At 55.5% G+C, this 16,561-nt stretch carries 14 protein-coding genes; 11 read left to right on the top strand and 3 right to left on the bottom strand.

The features are described from left to right. The first annotated feature begins 72 nt into the window (after positions 1–72). From hflK to U738_RS06050, 4 genes are all read left to right on the top strand, one after another. On the top strand, positions 73–1,350 hold the full coding sequence (gene hflK / locus U738_RS06035) for an FtsH protease activity modulator HflK (RefSeq protein WP_035578275.1): 1,278 nt from the start codon (positions 73–75) through the stop codon (positions 1,348–1,350). Beyond that, positions 1,351–2,247 carry a protease modulator HflC gene (hflC, locus tag U738_RS06040; protein ID WP_035578278.1) on the top strand — a complete coding sequence of 299 codons (897 nt, stop codon included), beginning with the start codon at positions 1,351–1,353 and terminating at the stop codon, positions 2,245–2,247. A 199-nt stretch (positions 2,248–2,446) separates the two neighbouring features. Beyond that, entirely contained in the window at positions 2,447–3,643 is a 1,197-nt protein-coding gene (locus U738_RS06045) for an ATP phosphoribosyltransferase regulatory subunit (RefSeq protein WP_035578281.1), read from the top strand. After that, positions 3,643–4,938, top strand: a complete 1,296-nt coding sequence (locus U738_RS06050; protein ID WP_035578283.1) for an adenylosuccinate synthase — start codon at positions 3,643–3,645, stop codon at positions 4,936–4,938. Before U738_RS06045 ends, U738_RS06050 begins: the two co-directional genes overlap by 1 nt. A gap of 82 nt (positions 4,939–5,020) precedes the next feature. Here U738_RS06050 and cobO read toward each other — a convergent pair whose 3' ends face one another. Then, the gene (gene cobO, locus U738_RS06055) at positions 5,021–5,620 is read right to left on the bottom strand and encodes a cob(I)yrinic acid a,c-diamide adenosyltransferase (protein ID WP_035578285.1); all 600 of its coding nucleotides are present in this window, start codon (positions 5,618–5,620) and stop codon (positions 5,021–5,023) included. 248 nt (positions 5,621–5,868) lie between these two features. Here cobO and U738_RS06060 point away from each other — a divergent pair, with 248 nt between their 5' ends. From U738_RS06060 to U738_RS06075, 4 genes are all read left to right on the top strand, one after another. After that, positions 5,869–6,354 (top strand): YajQ family cyclic di-GMP-binding protein, encoded by a 486-nt coding sequence (locus tag U738_RS06060; protein ID WP_035578287.1) that lies wholly within the window; start codon positions 5,869–5,871, stop codon positions 6,352–6,354. A 66-nt stretch (positions 6,355–6,420) separates the two neighbouring features. Beyond that, a complete protein-coding gene (gene pepN, locus U738_RS06065) occupies positions 6,421–9,051 on the top strand; it encodes an aminopeptidase N (RefSeq protein WP_035578290.1) in 2,631 nt (876 codons plus the stop codon). Between the two features lie 44 nt (positions 9,052–9,095). After that, positions 9,096–10,052, top strand: a complete 957-nt coding sequence (gene yegS / locus U738_RS06070; RefSeq protein ID WP_035578293.1) for a lipid kinase YegS — start codon at positions 9,096–9,098, stop codon at positions 10,050–10,052. A 44-nt stretch (positions 10,053–10,096) separates the two neighbouring features. Further along, positions 10,097–10,909: a hypothetical protein gene (locus U738_RS06075; RefSeq protein WP_035578296.1), complete on the top strand. Its 813-nt coding sequence runs from the start codon at positions 10,097–10,099 to the stop codon at positions 10,907–10,909. A 79-nt stretch (positions 10,910–10,988) separates the two neighbouring features. Here U738_RS06075 and U738_RS06080 read toward each other — a convergent pair whose 3' ends face one another. Then, positions 10,989–11,192: a cold-shock protein gene (locus tag U738_RS06080; protein WP_007114660.1), complete on the bottom strand. Its 204-nt coding sequence runs from the start codon at positions 11,190–11,192 to the stop codon at positions 10,989–10,991. 133 nt (positions 11,193–11,325) lie between these two features. Between U738_RS06080 and U738_RS06085 the strand changes: the two genes are divergently transcribed. Next, positions 11,326–11,982 carry a LysE family translocator gene (locus U738_RS06085; RefSeq protein ID WP_035578298.1) on the top strand — a complete coding sequence of 219 codons (657 nt, stop codon included), beginning with the start codon at positions 11,326–11,328 and terminating at the stop codon, positions 11,980–11,982. Positions 11,983–12,020: 38 nt separating this feature from the next. Here U738_RS06085 and U738_RS06090 read toward each other — a convergent pair whose 3' ends face one another. Further along, a complete protein-coding gene (locus U738_RS06090; RefSeq protein ID WP_035578301.1) occupies positions 12,021–13,970 on the bottom strand; it encodes a transglycosylase SLT domain-containing protein in 1,950 nt (649 codons plus the stop codon). A 138-nt stretch (positions 13,971–14,108) separates the two neighbouring features. On the opposite strand from U738_RS06090, the gene U738_RS06095 reads away from it, so the two are divergent. Together U738_RS06095 and htpG are read left to right on the top strand one after the other, a co-directional pair. Then, positions 14,109–14,441, top strand: a complete 333-nt coding sequence (locus U738_RS06095; protein ID WP_035578304.1) for a YkvA family protein — start codon at positions 14,109–14,111, stop codon at positions 14,439–14,441. 136 nt (positions 14,442–14,577) lie between these two features. Further along, positions 14,578–16,512 (top strand): molecular chaperone HtpG, encoded by a 1,935-nt coding sequence (gene htpG / locus U738_RS06100; protein ID WP_035578305.1) that lies wholly within the window; start codon positions 14,578–14,580, stop codon positions 16,510–16,512. The last annotated feature ends 49 nt before the right edge of the window (positions 16,513–16,561 follow it).

Below are 16,561 nucleotides of genomic sequence, written 5' to 3' on the forward strand. Positions count from 1 at the left end.
TATCAAAACGCCAGCGCTTCGTTGATTTACGAAGCCAGATGCGCGAGCGAATACCCTTAGTGGAGAAGAAGTATGGCCTGGAATGAGCCTGGTGGTGGCAACCAGCACGACCCTTGGAGTAGCGGCGGCCGACGCGGTGGAAATGATGGTGATGGAAACCGTGGCAATAACAATGGCAACGGCGGCGGCAATAACGGTAATAAAGGGGGCAACAACCAAGGGCCTCCTGACCTGGATGAAGCGCTGAAAAAGTTTCAGGACAAGCTCAACGGTATGTTGGGTGGTGGTAAAAAAGGCGGTGGTAAAAAAACCGGCGGTGGCGGTAGTGATAAAAACCGCAACCCCTTTGCGCTGCCAGGCTTGCTGATTATCGTGGCACTGGCTATCTGGGCGGCCATGGGCTTCTATCTGGTTGACCAATCCGAACGTGGTGTTGTACTCCGCTTTGGTGAATACCAAGGCGTTGTCAACCCCGGTCTCCAGTGGAATCCGCCGTTGATTGATGATGTCCGCATGGTCAACGTGACACGTGTGCGTTCGCTGTCACAAACGCAGTCGATGCTGACCCGCGACGAAAACATCGTCGAAGTGGAAATTTCTGCCCAGTACCAAGTGGCTAATCCGGGCGATTTCGTACTTAACGTACGTGATCCTGCCATCTCGATTGAGAACGCACTGGATTCGGCGCTCCGTCACGTCGTTGGTGGTACCGATATGATCGATATCCTGACCTCGGGTCGTGAAATTCTGGGTAGCTCGGTCGCTAGTCGTCTGCAGTCCTATCTCGACAACTATGGTGCCGGTATTCGTCTACAAACCATCAACATTGAGTCTACCTCGGCGCCCGCGCCAGTGATTGACGCATTCGATGATGTTATTCGTGCTCGTGAAGATCGCCAGCGTACCATCAACCAAGGTATTGCTTACGCCAATGCGATCATTCCTGAAGCGCAAGGTCAGGCGCAGCGTATTGTTGAGCAGGGCCAGGGTTATCGTGAGTCGGTCGTCGCTGAAGCGCAGGGTCAAGCCAACCGCTTTAACTCGCTGTTGACCGAGTACAGCAATGCGCCTGATATCATGCGCGAGCGTATGTATCTGGACACGATGGAAGAGGTGTTTGGCAAAACGCCGAAGGTACTGCTGGATGTAAGCGAAAATGCGCCGTTGATGTACCTGCCCCTCGATCAGCTAAGCGGTGGAAGCAGTAATCGAAATAACTCTTCCAGCGGAAGCGACAACAGCGATGAACAGCTAGACCCGAGTGTGCTTGAGCGGTTACGCAACACCCAGGGCAGCTCCAGTTCTTCATCGAATAGCAATAGTAGCTCCATCCGCAGGGAGGGCCGGTAAATGATTAATAATCGATCCCTGCTGATTGTTGGTGGTCTGGCTGCCGTGGCGTGGCTGGCGAGCAACACTCTGTATGTCGTAGACGAAACCGAGCGCGCCGTTAAGCTGCGTTTTGGTGAGGTCATTGAAGAGAATATTCAGGCTGGCCTGCACGCCAAGGTGCCGATCGCGCAAACGATCCGTAAGTTTGATGTTCGATTGCTGACGCTGGACACCGATACCAGCCGTTATCTGACCCTTGAGCAGAAAGCGGTGATCGTCGATTCCTACGTTAAGTGGCAGGTGGTGAATCCCACGCGCTACTACGAAGCGACGGCGGGTGATGAATTGATGGCTATCCGCTTGATTCAGCCGCGGGTGGATGAAAGCCTGCGTAATGAATTTGGCCGCCTCAACCTTCAGGAGATTATTGCTGAGCGCCGTGATGATCTAATGACGGGCCCCACCGAAGAACTCGACGCGCTTATGCGCGAAGAGCTCGGGGTGGCCATTCGTGATATTCGTATTAAGCGCATCGACTTGCCGGAAGATGTGTCGGCCGCGGTATTTGAGCGGATGCGTTCTGAGCGTGAGCGTGAAGCCCGTGAATGGCGCGCGCAGGGTCAGGAAGAGGCCGAGCGTATTCGCGCCAATGCGGATCGTCGGCGTCAGGTTCTACTTGCTCAGGCCAATGAGCGCTCAGAGACACTGCGCGGTGAGGGTGATGCCCAGGCCGCTGCGATCTTCTCTGAAGCGTATGGTCAGGATCAGGAGTTCTACTCTTTCTGGCGTAGCCTGAATGCCTATAGCGAAAGCTTTGCTGGCGATGGCAACCTGATGGTGCTGGAACCGAGTAGCGATTTCTTCCGCTATTTGCGCAGCGCTGAACCAGAAAGCGGTGAAGACAACGGCGAGTAAACCGCCGTTGGCCGGTGCTCCTCGTCTTGGTTGGCTGACAGCCAAGCGGGGTTCACCCGGCCCATAAACGTGATAGAATTTACTAACCGGGCGTCGCCCGGTTTTTTTGTGGCCCTCGTTTAACGCTAATGTCGCCCATGACCATGCTACGTTACTGATTGAATTTGTTGGGCCTTCATCGTCTTGCAGGATTGTTTACATGACCATTGCTGACCGCTGGCTGCTGCCCGACGGCATGGATGAGGTGCTTCCGCCTCAGGCAAGCCGTATGGAAGAGCTGCGCCGTGCGCTGCTCGATCTTTACCACTGCTGGGGTTATGACCAGGTCATGCCGCCGCCAGTGGAGTTTCTGGACTCGCTGCTAACGGGTACCGGTACGGATCTGGATCTTCAGACCTTCAAACTGACCGACCAGTTAACGGGGCGCATGATGGGCGCCTCGGCTGACGTTACGCCGCAAGTCGCACGTATGGATGCCCACTCGCTAAAGCGTCAGGGGCCGGTACGGCTGTGCTATTGCACCAACGTATTGCGCGCTAAGGCGGATCAGCATCAAGGGGGGCGTAGCCCGGTGCAGGTGGGTGCTGAGCTGTTTGGTCATGCAGGGCTTGAGGCGGATAGTGAAATTATTCACTTGGCGCTGGCCAGCATGAAAGCCGCAGGCGCCGAAGAGATTCACTTGGCGCTGGGGCATATCGGTATTTACCGCAGCCTGGTAGAGGCCGCAGCGCTCAGCGACGAACAAGAGCGTGCGTTATTTGAGGCGCTGGCGCTAAAATCACCGAGTCAACTGGCGCAGCTTGTAGACGCCAGTGTCAGCGACCCGGCATTAGCGGATATGCTGCTGGCGCTGGGTGAGCTGCACGGTGGCGCAGATATTCTACGCCAGGCGCGGGAGCGGTTTGCCGGCGCACCCGCTTCAGTCACGGCGGCACTGGATCAGTTGGATGCCCTTTATCAGGGAGTGCTGGCACGCTTTGATGTATCGCTCTACTTTGACCTGGCGGAGCTGCGCGGCTATCAGTACCACACGGGTATGATGTTTGCCGCCTACGTGCCAGGCTACGGCCATGCGCTGGCGAAAGGCGGGCGCTATGATGATACGGGGCGGGCCTTTGGGCGTGCGCGTCCGGCCACCGGCTTCTCGATGGACCTGAAACAGCTGGCATCGCTGGCGCTGGCATCCCCAAGCCATGGGGCAATTTGGGCGCCCGCTACGCAGGATGAGTCGCTTAACGCTGCCATTGTCGCGCTGCGTGAGCAGGGGGAACGCGTGATTCAAGCGCTGCCAGGGCAGCGTACTGGGCCGGCGGAGCATGAGTGTGACCGCCGTCTTGAGCTTATCGATGGTCGTTGGCAGCCAACGGCCCTGACACAAGAGACGAGTGCATCATAATGGGTAAGAATGTCGTAGTGCTGGGCACCCAATGGGGTGACGAGGGCAAGGGTAAAATCGTTGACCTGCTCACCGAATCAGCATCCGCCGTGGTGCGTTTTCAAGGTGGTCATAATGCCGGTCATACGCTGGTCATCGACGGTGAAAAGACCGTTCTCCACCTGATACCTTCCGGCGTTTTGCGTCCAGGTAAAACCTGCGTGATTGGTAATGGTGTGGTGCTTTCACCTGAAGCGCTGATCAAAGAGATCCGTGAGCTGGAAGCCAAAGGCGTTCCGGTGCGTGAGCGTCTGCGTCTTTCGCCGGCCTGTCCGCTGATCCTGCCTTACCATGTGCGTCTGGATCAGGCCCGTGAAAAAGCCCGTGGCATCGCCAAAATTGGCACCACAGGCCGGGGCATTGGGCCCGCCTACGAAGACAAAGTCGCCCGCCGCGGCCTGCGCCTGGGTGATATGCTGCATCGCGAACGTTTCGCCTCCAAATTGGGCGAAGTGCTCGACTACCACAACTTCGTATTGGTGAATTACCACGGCGAACCGGCAGTCGACTTCCAGGAAGTGCTGGACACCGCGATGCAGATGGCCGAAGAGCTGCGCCCCATGGTATGCGATACCGTGAGTATGGTGCACGACCTGCGTAAGGCGGGTGAGAACATCCTGTTTGAGGGTGCCCAGGGCTCGCTGCTGGATATCGACCACGGTACTTACCCGTACGTGACCAGCTCGAATACCACCGCAGGCGGCACAGCGACAGGCTCTGGCGTCGGCCCGCTCTATTTGGACTACGTGCTGGGTATCACCAAGGCGTATACAACACGCGTGGGTTCAGGCCCGTTCCCCACGGAGCTGTTTGACGTCGATGGCCGCCATCTTGCCGAGCGTGGCCATGAGTTTGGCGCTACCACTGGCCGTGCCCGCCGCTGCGGTTGGTTTGACGCCGTGGCACTGCGTCACGCGGTGCAAATCAACTCGGTCTCAGGTATCTGCTTGACCAAGCTGGATGTGCTGGATGGACTGGAAAATATTCGCGTCTGCGTGGGTTATCGCAGTAAAGATGGTGAAGTGCTGGAAACCCCGGTGGATTCAGAAGGTTATGAAGCGGTCGAACCTCTCTACGAAGACCTGCCAGGCTGGAAAGAGTCTACCTTAGGCGCTAAAAAGGTAGAGGATTTGCCTGCCAACGCCCGCGCTTATATCAGCTATCTCGAACAGCAGGTAGGTACCAGCATCGATATTATCTCCACCGGCCCAGACCGCATGGAAACCATCGTACTGCGTAACCCCTTCGATAGTTAAGATTGGTTCGCACGCTGGTCATTGTGAGTATGCAGATGGGCAGATGAACAATAAGGGGCAACTTAGTTGCCCCTTTTGCTATTTAAAAGTCGATGCCACGGCGTGCCTTAAGACCATTGTTGAAGGCGTGGCGAACTTCCTGCATCTCGGTCACCGTATCGGCCATAGCGACGAGCTCGCGGTGAGCGTTGCGGCCAGTAATAATCACCGTCTGTTCTTGAGGTCTATTCTCCAATGCTTGCTTAACTGTGGCGATGTCCAAATAGCCAAACTTGAGCATATAAGTGATTTCGTCGAGTACTACCAGATAGGTCTCTGGATCGGCCAGCATGTGCTCAGCCTCTTTCCACACCGCCTGGCAGGCGTCAGTATCCGCTTGGCGATTTTGTGTATCCCAGGTAAATCCAGTGGCCATTATCGCCACCTCTAGGTTGGCATCATCTTCCAATCGATTGCGTTCGCCGCACTCCCACAGGCCCTTAATAAACTGCACCACGCCCACTTTGTAGCCGTAGCCCAAGGCGCGTGTAACCGTGCCCCAGGCAGCCGTTGTTTTGCCTTTTCCATTACCGGTGTTAATAATGATTAGGCCGCGCTGCTCGTTGGCACTGGCGACTTTCTCCTCTACGCGCGCTTTGAGCTTCTCCATAGAGGCTTTGTGGCGGGTGTCGCGGTCACTCATGATATCTCCTGGTAAAAGCAGCAAGCTAAAAAATAACCAAAATTCATAATCCGTTAGCCTAAGCCATCCGCCGAGGGTTGAACATCTCTATGGTCGTACTTTGAGATAATTTTTGTATAGATATTTTCTATGCCTTGTGAACCTTTGTCTTAGTAATTCATTCTGAAAACCAACAAAAAACAACAGAATTGGCCCCTAGGGGTCTGGCTGCTCTAGAATAGGAGCCATCTCTTATCAGGAATTACATCATGCCCTCATTTGATATTGTCTCAGAGTTCGATAAACACGAAGGCGCTAACGCCGTTGATCAAGCCAACCGAGAAGTGCAGTCGCGGTTTGATTTTAAAGGTGTTGATGCCAGCTTCACCCTTGAAGGCGACAAAGTGCAGCTCGAGGCGGAAGTTGATTTCCAGCTTAAGCAAATGCTCGATGTGCTGCGCGCACGTCTCATCGCCCGGGGCATCGATGCCCGCTGTATGGATGTGCAAGACCCGCTACTCTCCGGCGTGAAAGCGCGCCAGGAAGTCGCTCTCAAGGAGGGGCTCGACGCGGCGGAAGCCAAAGATGTGGTCAAGCGCATTAAAGCCAGCAAGCTGAAAGTACAGGCGCAAATTCAGGGTGAGAAGGTGCGTGTGACGGGCAAAAAGCGCGACGATTTACAAGCGGTTATGGCGTTGCTGCGCGGCGAAGAGGGGCCGGATCTGCCACTCCAGTTTGATAATTTCCGCGACTAGGCGATGGTGTTCAGCTGTCGAACATTTTAATTATGTAACATTCGTTTTATACAGGAGTCACGCACTATGTCTGATCCGCAGCCGGTTTATTTAAGCGACTACCAGCCACCCGCCTACCGGGTAACTCATACCGAGCTGACGTTTGATCTTGACCCCGCCGCGACCCGTGTGAAAGCGCGACTGTTGATGGAGCGACATCCAGAGGCTGACGTTAATGCCCCGCTGGTCTTAAATGGCGAGCACCTGACGCTGATCTCCCTGGCTATTGATGAAACGCCGCTGGAAGCCTCGGCATATGCACTCGATGATGAAGGCCTGCGCATTGCTCAGGTGCCCGAGCGATTTGCATTGGAAAGCGAGGTGGAGATCGCTCCGCAGGAGAATACCGCGTTAGAGGGGCTATATCAGTCCAACGCTATGTACTGCACCCAGTGTGAAGCTGAAGGCTTTCGTCGGATTACTTTTTACCCCGACCGCCCGGACGTTATGGCGACCTTTAAGGTCACCGTGATCGGTGATCAGCAGCGCGAGCCGATTTTGCTGGCAAACGGTAACCCAATAGAGCGCGGCGAGGTGGAAGGCGGTCGTCATTTTGTCACTTGGGAAGACCCGCACCCCAAGCCCTGCTACCTGTTTGCCCTGGTGGCAGGTAATCTGCATAGTGTAGAGGATCACTTCACCACCATGAGCGGGCGTGACGTGACGCTGCAGATTTGGGTGGAAAAAGACAACCTGGATAAAACCGAACATGCCATGGCCGCGTTAAAGAGGGCGATGGAGTGGGATGAGCAGGCGTATGGCCGCGAGTACGACCTGGATCTATTTATGATCGTGGCCGTCAACGATTTCAATATGGGGGCGATGGAGAACAAGGGCCTCAATATCTTTAACTCTGCGGCGGTACTGACCCATCCTCAGACGGCCACTGACGCTGCTTTTCAGAGTGTCGAAGGGATCGTTGCCCACGAATATTTTCATAACTGGTCGGGCAATCGTGTCACCTGTCGCGACTGGTTCCAGCTCTCGCTGAAAGAGGGCTTTACGGTCTTTCGTGACCAGTGCTTTTCGGCGGATACCAATTCAGCGCCGGTTAAGCGCATCCAGGATGTGTCTTTTTTCCGTACTGCCCAGTTTGCCGAAGATGCCGGTCCCACGGCGCATCCGATTCGCCCCGACCACTATATTGAAATCACCAACTTCTACACCCTGACGATTTATGAGAAGGGGGCTGAAGTTGTCCGCATGCTGCGTAATTTGGTGGGAGAGGAGAATTTTCGCCGCGGCTCAGACCTTTACTTTGAACGCTTCGATGGCCAAGCGGTGACCATTGAAGACTTCGTCGGCTGTATGGCGGAAGTCTCCGGTGAAGATTTTAGCCAGTTTATGCGCTGGTACTCCCAGGCGGGAACGCCGGACATTGATGCCCACGGCGAGTATGACTACGTGCACGGTGAGTACCACTTAACGCTGCGTCAGCGCACGCCTGCAACGCCAGGCCAGCCGGATAAGCTACCGTTGCATATTCCGGTGCGTATGGGGTTGGTGGGTACCAAGTCGGGCCAGGATCTCACCCTGACACTCAATGGCGAAAAAATAGGCAAAGATGCGGTCATTCACCTGCGTGATGACGAGCAGACGTTTGTGTTTACCGATGTTGCCGAAGCGCCGGTGCCCTCGTTGCTACGCGAATTCTCAGCGCCGGTGAAGATCCATTACCCATACTCACGGGAAGACCTTGCCTTCTTGTTGACCCACGACAGCGATGGTTTCAATCGCTGGGATGCGGGCCAACGCCTGGCACTACTGGCCTTGGATGACTTGATTGCCGCCCATCGCAATGGGGTTGAAAAGGTCATGGACAGCCGCGTTGTGGATGCCTTTAAAGCCCTGCTGAACGGGCCAATGAGTGATAAAGCGGTATTGGCTGAGATGTTGACGCTGCCCTCTGAAGCCTATATCGCCGAGCAGCAGCCTATTGTTGATGTTGATGCCATACACGCTGCGCGTGAATTTGTCCGCCAGTCGTTGGCCGTAGCCCTGCGCGATGAGTTTCTGGCTGTCTATGAGGCCAATGTGGCGGAGGAGCCCTACGCGCCGACAGCGGAGCAAATTGCTCAGCGTAGCCTGAAAAACGTGGCGCTTGCTTATCTGATGTCGATTGAGGATGAGCAGGGCTTGGCCTTGTGTGAGGCGCAGTTTGCTGCTGATCACAATATGACCGATGTGCGTCAAGCGCTAACCCAGCTGGTGCATAGTGATCGTGATGATTTGGCGTCACCCGCCTTGAAGGCATTCGGAGAGAAGTGGGCCCATGACCCGCTGGTGATGGATCAATGGTTCACGGTTCAGGTATCGCGTCCCCAGCCGGATGTGCTTGAGCGGGTGAAGTATCTGATGCAGCACCCCGCCTTCTCACTCAAAAATCCCAACCGAGTCCGCGCGCTAGTGGGGGCCTTTGCTCAGAACCGAGTGAATTTCCACCGCCTGGATGGCCAAGGCTACCAACTGCTGGCCGATGTGGTCATTGAGCTTAATCGGCTCAACCCAGAGATTGCCGCACGGCTTATCACGCCGCTAACCCGCTGGCAGCGCTTTGATGAAACCCGCCAAGCATTGATGCGGTCTGAGCTTGAACGCATTAAGCAACAGCCGCTATCGGCAAATGTTTACGAGGTGGTCGAGAAGGCATTGGCATAAGGTATTGCTATTAAACGTGTATCCTAAGGAAAGGAATAACAACAGTGACAGATTCTCAGCAACACTATTTACTGATTATTAATGGTAAATCCGCCGGTAATCCGGCATTGCGTGAAGCAGTCGACGAACAACGTCGGGCAGGGATGCTGATTACTGTTCGCGCCACCTGGGAAGGGGGCGACGCTGCTGATATTGCTGAGCAATCTGACGCCATGGGGATCACCCATGTGATTGCCTGTGGCGGTGATGGCACCGTTAGCGAAGTCATGAATGGGCTGATGCGTCTGCCCCATGATCGACGGCCTGCATTGGGCATTGTGCCACTAGGCAGTGCCAATGACTTTGCGACTTCGGTCGGCCTGCCGCTGGAGCCAAGCGCCGCTTTGGCTGCGGCAAGGGAATTGAACGCCTATCCCATTGATGTTGTGCGCGTGACCGCAGGCGCTGGTGGTGAATCAGCCACCAGCTACTATATCAATATGACCACCGGTGGGTTTGGCGCTGAAATCACCTCATCGACACCGAAAACCTTAAAGCGGTTGCTCGGGGGCGGGGCATACTCCGTGATGGGGGCGCTAAAAGCGTGGCGCCATCGCAGCTATCGCGGCACGCTGCATTGGGACGAGAAAGAGGAGAGCGCCTCGTTATTGCTATTGGCACTGGGCAATGGGCGTCAATCAGGCGGCGGCCAAGTGCTAGGGCCCCGTGCCAAGCTGGATGATGGTCGCTTGGACGTGCTGCTGGTTAAAGACTTCAGCTCGGTAACGGAACTGACCAAGCTCATCAGCGAGCTGCAAAGCTTTCCCTATGACGGGCGATTCGTGCGCTATTTCACCACTACCCAACTGACGGTGACCACTCAGCCAAATGAGTCACCTTGGCCACTCACGCTCGATGGCGAGGCGCGCTACTATGATCAGTTTTGCGCGGAAGTAGTGCCCCTTGCGTTGCGCGTATTGCTACCTGAGGAGTGCCCGTTGCTCTCCTCCAATCATCCATGACAGGCTGGATTTAGATTTTTAACGTTACAAAGGAGAAGAATCAAATGGCAAATCGCGTGTGGATACCCGCACTCGCCGCCGTGGCACTGTTGCTGAGTGCCTGCGGAGACTCCCAGGATGATCCCAGCGTGACACCTGATGATAATGCTGCGGTGACGGATGAAGAGCCGACTCGTGATGAGGGGGCGGGCGAGGAAGAGGTTCCAGACGCCGCTGAAAATGCGGCAGATATGTCCAGTCCCGAAGAGGTAGAGGATGACATTGAAGCGCGCCAAGCCGCTGAAGAGCTTGAGCGAGCGGAAGCATTACGCGAGGACGATACCCAGTCTAGTGGCGTCAGTGGCAATGCGACGGCAGACGGTGAAGAGGTTGAAGCGGGAGAAGATACGCTGGCGGCTAATCCTGAAGATGTGCTCGATGAAGAGGGTGCTATGCCGGGTGAGGCTACACGCTCTGATGTGGATGAGATCATTGCCGAAACTGAACGCCGCTTCGAAGAAGCGGAGCAGCGTTTAGAAGAGCAGTTTCAGGAGGTGGAGCAGCAGGCGCCATCATTAGAGCCGATGGAAAGTGAGGATGTCTCGCCGAGTTGGGACACCGAAAGCAGTTTGCCAGAGCGCACGCCGTTGCAGGATGATCGCGAGGCAACCGATGTTGATGCCTTGATTGAAGATACCGAACGCCGCTTTGAAGAAGCACAGCAGCGGCTTGAAGAGCAGTATCAAGAGTTAGAAAATCGAGAGGCTGAGAGTGGCGCGGTTGTTGAGCCATCAAGCGAACTTGGCAGCGATGTTGAAAGCAGTGAAAATAGCCAGGAAAGCGGTGCGAACGGTGATTCTCGCAGTGATGAAGGGTGATCGCTGAGGGCTCGATTAGCGTTATCGATCAGCAATAAAAAAGGCCCGCAAATGCGGGCCTTTGTCCATCCGTTAGCAATTAAGCTGGGCGGATGTTGGAAGCCTGAAGGCCTTTTTTACCCTGAGTCACTTCAAAGCTGACTTTTTGACCGTCTTGCAGGGTCTTGAAGCCTTCAGCTTGAATTTCGGAGAAGTGGGCGAACAGATCGTCTCCGCCGTCATCAGGAGAGATGAAGCCGAAGCCTTTAGTGTCGTTGAACCACTTAACAGTGCCAGTTGCCATTTTCTATTTCCTTAACATGCTTAGTAATCACGGGCAACTCAATTGTCCACCCGCTACAATTACTCTAGATGCAAACGCGGCTGTCGTCCAGCGACATTCCTAAGATTTTTTATTTCGTTGCGAGTAAGCACTCATGATGCAGTTAGGTTTCATTGATGCACAGTTTATTTCCTTTCTAGTAGCGATCACGCTGCTAACGATTAGCCCCGGTGTTGACACCCTGTTGGTGATTCGTAATACGGCGCGTGGGGGGATTAGGGATGGGGTTACCACCAGTCTTGCTATCTGCTGTGGCCTGTTTGTGCATGCCACGATCTCGGCGTTGGGCATCTCGCTGATCTTGCTGCAATCCGCCTGGGCGTTTCATATGCTGAAACTAGTGGGGGCGGGCTACCTCATTTGGCTGGGGATCACCAGCTTGTTGGCGGCGCGGAAAGGCCAGCCGCTGCCGGTTAATGGCGTGCTAGAGGGCACATCGGCTGTTTCTCGCTGGCAGCCGGTCAAAGAGGGCTTTTTGTCCAATGTGTTGAATCCTAAAACAGTGGTGTTCTATATGGCCTTTTTGCCTCAGTTCATCGCGCCCGGCGAGCCTGCTTTACTGAAGTCGCTGTGGTTGGCGGGGGTGCACTTTATCATCGCCAATATCTGGCAAATCGGCGTAGTGCTAATGGTGGGGAGTGCCGGTAAGTGGTTGGCCAGTGCGCGCTTTGCGCAAACGCTAAACGCCGCTACGGGGGCGGTATTGGTGGTGTTTGGTATTCGGCTGGCATTAACACAACGCCCGGTATAAACCGGGCGTTGGCGTCAATCTAAAGCAGAGGATGCGGTTTAGCGGCGGGCAAGTAGCGCCCGGTCGTAGCGCACCTGCTGTTCGTTATCGCTTAGCAGCGAAACGCCTTCGCTACTGCCGCCGTTGGCAAGGCTCTCAAAAATCACCCGATAGCTGAGCACCGCTTGGACGTAGTCGCGGGTCTCGCGGAAGGGGATGCTCTCCACAAACAGATCGAAGGCTTCTACGCCATCGCCAAGCCACTGGTCGACGCGGCCAGGGCCTGCGTTATAGGCCGCCGCGGCGGCTAGGCGATTACCCTGATAGCGTTGCAGTTTATCGCGCAGGTAGGTGCTGCCCAGGCGGATATTAAGCTCGGGGTCGAGTACGCCGTAGGGGCCAGGGTCGTTAATACCCAGTTCGCGGCTGACTTGGCTAGCGGTGCCGGGCATCAACTGCATAAGCCCGCGGGCTCCTGCAGGTGATAGGGCGTTGGGGTTGTAAGCGCTTTCACGCCGGGTAATCGCCATCAATAAGTAGGGATCAACGCCCGTCATTCGGCCCCAATGCTGAAAACTGTCGTGGTAAGCCTGAGGGAAGCGCCAGTCCAAGGCGTCCCACATCTCGGCGGCAATGGTGGTCTGCACTAAGCGCGCATGCCACTGCTGCTGAGCGGCGTAGTCGGCTAATGCGCGCGCCTGCTGGGGAGAGCCGCTCTGTACCGCGTGTAACCACTCGCTGTTGGCCAGCCCATCTTCGCCAATGCGTAGCAAGGCCTCGGTGCGCTGTACGGCGGGGAGTTGGGCAACACGTTGGCGCGACGCTGCGTCAAAATGGTTGCGCTCAAGATTCAGTTGATAGGGTTGGCCAAGCTTTTCTGCTGCCGCAAAGCCGTAAAAACTGCGATCCTGGGAAGCCTGCTGGTAGCGCGCTTCTGCCGCTGCTTGATTGCCAAGCTGTCCGTTGGCGCGGCCCAGCCAATACTGCCAACGGCTATTCTCCTGCTGGCTAGCGGGCATTTCAGCGATCCAGTGGATAACCCCATTCCAGTCACGGCTGGCCAGCGCATGGCGGACCCGCAGCTCTAACACCCGCTCGCTGTCAAGTGTCGGTAATACGCCGTCGACCCAGCTAAGCGTGCCTGGGACATCCCGCACCAGAGCGTAAAAGGCAAGCTCTTCTTCGATGGCTGCACGGTCACTGGGCAGCAGGTTTAAGCGTGGTGATAGTGTTTGCCAAGCGGCAAAGGCTGCCGATGTATCTTCGCGGGTATAGCGCTGCATGGCAGCCTGGTAGAAGCTTGCCGTGGCGGCGCACTCCGGGCCTAGGCAAGCGGGCGCCTGGGTAATCGCGCTGCTGCGCGCTGCCACGCTATCGACCGTATCCAGGGCAGTTTGCCATTGGCCGCTTAATAACCCGCCAAGATAGCTTGAGAGGCGTGTTTCTCCTGCCTGCCAGGCGAGCATTTTGCGCTCCCAGATAGCCGTAGCGTCAATAGTGCCATTGGCCCGCAGACGCTCAAATAGCGGGTCGCAGGCGTCAGGTTGAGAGCTGCCTACACGCCATAAAGCTAACCCTGCCTCGCTCGCCAGTTGGGGTTGACTAGCGAGCAACGCCGTGTAGTAGTGGCATTGGCGAGCGGTGCCCGCCGGTTCACCGTCGGCTACCGCGAGCAGGTCGCTATAGCGCCCCGCGTGACCATACTTGGCAATGGCTTGACCGCGTATCCAGCCCGCTAACGGAGAGTCGGCGTATTGATCAATAAATTGCTGCACTCGGTCAGGGGAGACATTCGGCAGTTGTCCCCTTATGCGGTGGTATTCCACGTAGCCACGCAGCGTGTGGTCTTCAATGGCGCGTTCATCTACCCGCGCCCACTGCTGCTCCCTTGCGGCAGCGAGGGCATCACGTAACTCACTGTCTGAAGCCGCCCAGGAAAGCGCGGGTAACCCAGCCAGCAGTGCTGTACACAGCAGACGAGCGATATGGCGAAATGGCGAAACCAACATGGTGCTCTCTCTCTATCAATCGGTGGCACGTTATCTGGGCTCGGGAGCAGCCCACCTAGTTTGCTGAGCAACCGCTATACTGAACGAATACCCGCAGTCATGATCTGACCGCCCAGATACTTAAAGGATCTAATTACGATGGCCCCATTATCCACTTGGTGGTTCTTACGTCGACTCAAATCCCGCCTTTGGGCGACAAAACGCATTGTACGTGCGTTAAAACTGTTTATACCCATGACCCGCGATGTGCTCCGCGGTGATTTTCGGCCTATCCCCTGGTCAGCATTTGGCATGATGGCATTAGCGCTGGGCTATTTGATAATGCCCTTCGATCTGATTCCCGATTTTCTGATGCTAATCGGTGTGGTGGACGATGTACTGATTGTCGGCTGGCTGCTAAATCGTATCGATCAGCGCTTAGAGGGCTATCGGGCCTGGAAATATACCGATCCCGATATGACACCTTCTTAATACCCACGATTTGTTAACATTCCGCTGCTTGAAAAATCCCTGCTTAGCCCCATATCAAGTTCACGAAACCACTTTAAGCCCCTGCAGGTATCACGCAGGGGTACATGACTCAACGTGATTGATAAGGGCTAAGCGCATGACGACAGCTACCCACGAACAAGCGACCGACAAACCAGCCAACCACGAAGAAACCCTTGGCTTTCAAACCGAAGTTAAGCAACTGCTGAATTTAATGATTAACTCCCTGTACTCCAACCGGGAGATATTCTTACGCGAGCTTATTTCAAACGCGGCAGATGCCTGCGACAAGCTGCGCTACGCGGCGCTTGATAACGATGCACTTTACGAAGGCGACAGCGAACTACGTATCGAAATCGAGCACGACAGTGAAGCCAACACCATCACGCTACGTGATAATGGTGTCGGTATGAACCGCGAAGACGTGATTGCCAACTTGGGTACCATCGCGCGCTCCGGTACCGCTGAGTTTCTCAAGCAGCTTTCCGGCGAGCAGCAGAAAGATGCCAAGCTGATCGGCCAGTTCGGCGTTGGCTTCTACTCGGGCTTTATTGTCGCTGATGAAATTTCGGTACGTACCCGCAAAGCGGGCACGCCAGCCGCCGAGGGCGTTGAATGGCGTTCAAAAGGGGAAGGCGAGTTTACCGTAGCCGATATCGAGCGTGCCCAGCACGGCACCGAAATTACCCTGCACCTGAAAGACGACGCCAAAGAGTTTGCCGACGATTATCGCCTGCAAGGCTTGGTGCGCAAGTACTCGGACCATATTGAAGTGCCTGTGCGCATGCCGAAAACGGAAACGGCGAAAGATGACGAAGGCAATCCCATCGAAGGTAGTGAAGTGACTACCTGGGAAACCGTAAACGAAGCGACGGCGCTTTGGTCGCGCCCCAAGAGCGAGGTTTCCGACGATGAGTACAAGGCGTTCTATAAGCACGTTGCGCACGATTTCTCTGACCCGCTGACCTGGAGCCACAACAAGGTCGAAGGCAAGCTTGAGTACACCAGCCTACTCTATGTGCCGGGTCGTGCGCCCTTTGATATGTTTGACCGCGACGGCGCCCGGGGCGTTAAGCTCTACGTCCAACGCGTGTTCATTATGGACGACGCTGAGCAGTTCCTGCCGCTCTATCTGCGCTTTGTCAAAGGCGTGCTGGATACCCGCGAACTGTCGCTCAACGTATCCCGCGAATTGCTCCAGCAAGACCCCAATGTGGATAAGATCAAAGCGGCGCTCACCAAACGCGGCTTGGATATGCTCAAAAAGCTCGCCAAGGATAAAGAGCAGTATCAAACCTTTTGGAATACCTTCGGCAGCGTCCTTAAAGAAGGGCCGGGTGAAGATCCATCCAACCGCGAAAAAATTGCTGGTTTGCTGCGCTTTGCCTCAACCCACACCGATACAGCTACCCAAGAGCATGCGCTGGCAGACTACGTAGAGCGTATGAAAGAGGGTCAGCAGAAGATTTACTACGTGGTGGCGGATAGCTTCAATGCGGCCAAAAACAGCCCGCACCTGGAGATCTTCCGCAAAAAAGGCATCGAAGTGCTGCTGCTGTCTGATCGTATTGATGACTGGCTAATGAGCCATCTCACCGAGTTCGACGGCAAAACCTTTGCCGATGTGGCCAAGGGCGAGCTTGACCTTGGCGATGTGGAAAACGAAGAAGAGAAGAAAGCCCAGGAAGAGACCGCTAAAGCCAAAGAAGATTTGGTCAAGCGTGTTAAAGAAGCCCTGGGCGATGGCGTTCAAGAGGTCAAAGTGACCCACCGTCTTACCGATTCACCGGCCTGCGTGGTGCTGCCCGAGCATGAGATGGGCTACCAGATGCGCCGCATTATGGAGGCCGCTGGTCAGCCGCTGCCCGAGGTGAAGCCGATCCTTGAGCTTAACCCCAGCCATGCGCTGGTAGCCCGTTTGGAAGGTGCTGAAGGCGATCTGTTTACCCAGCTAGCCTACATCTTGCTGGATCAAGCGATCATCGCCGAGGGTGGCCACTTGGATGACCCTGCTGCCTACGTGAAGCGCCTGAATAGCGTTCTAACGGCTTAATAAAATACGCTGCGTTAACGACGACGGCCCGCTGGTTACCCCAGCGGGC

Source organism: Halomonas sp. TG39a, assembly GCF_000744395.1.
Taxonomy (GTDB): domain Bacteria; phylum Pseudomonadota; class Gammaproteobacteria; order Pseudomonadales; family Halomonadaceae; genus Vreelandella; species Vreelandella ventosae_B.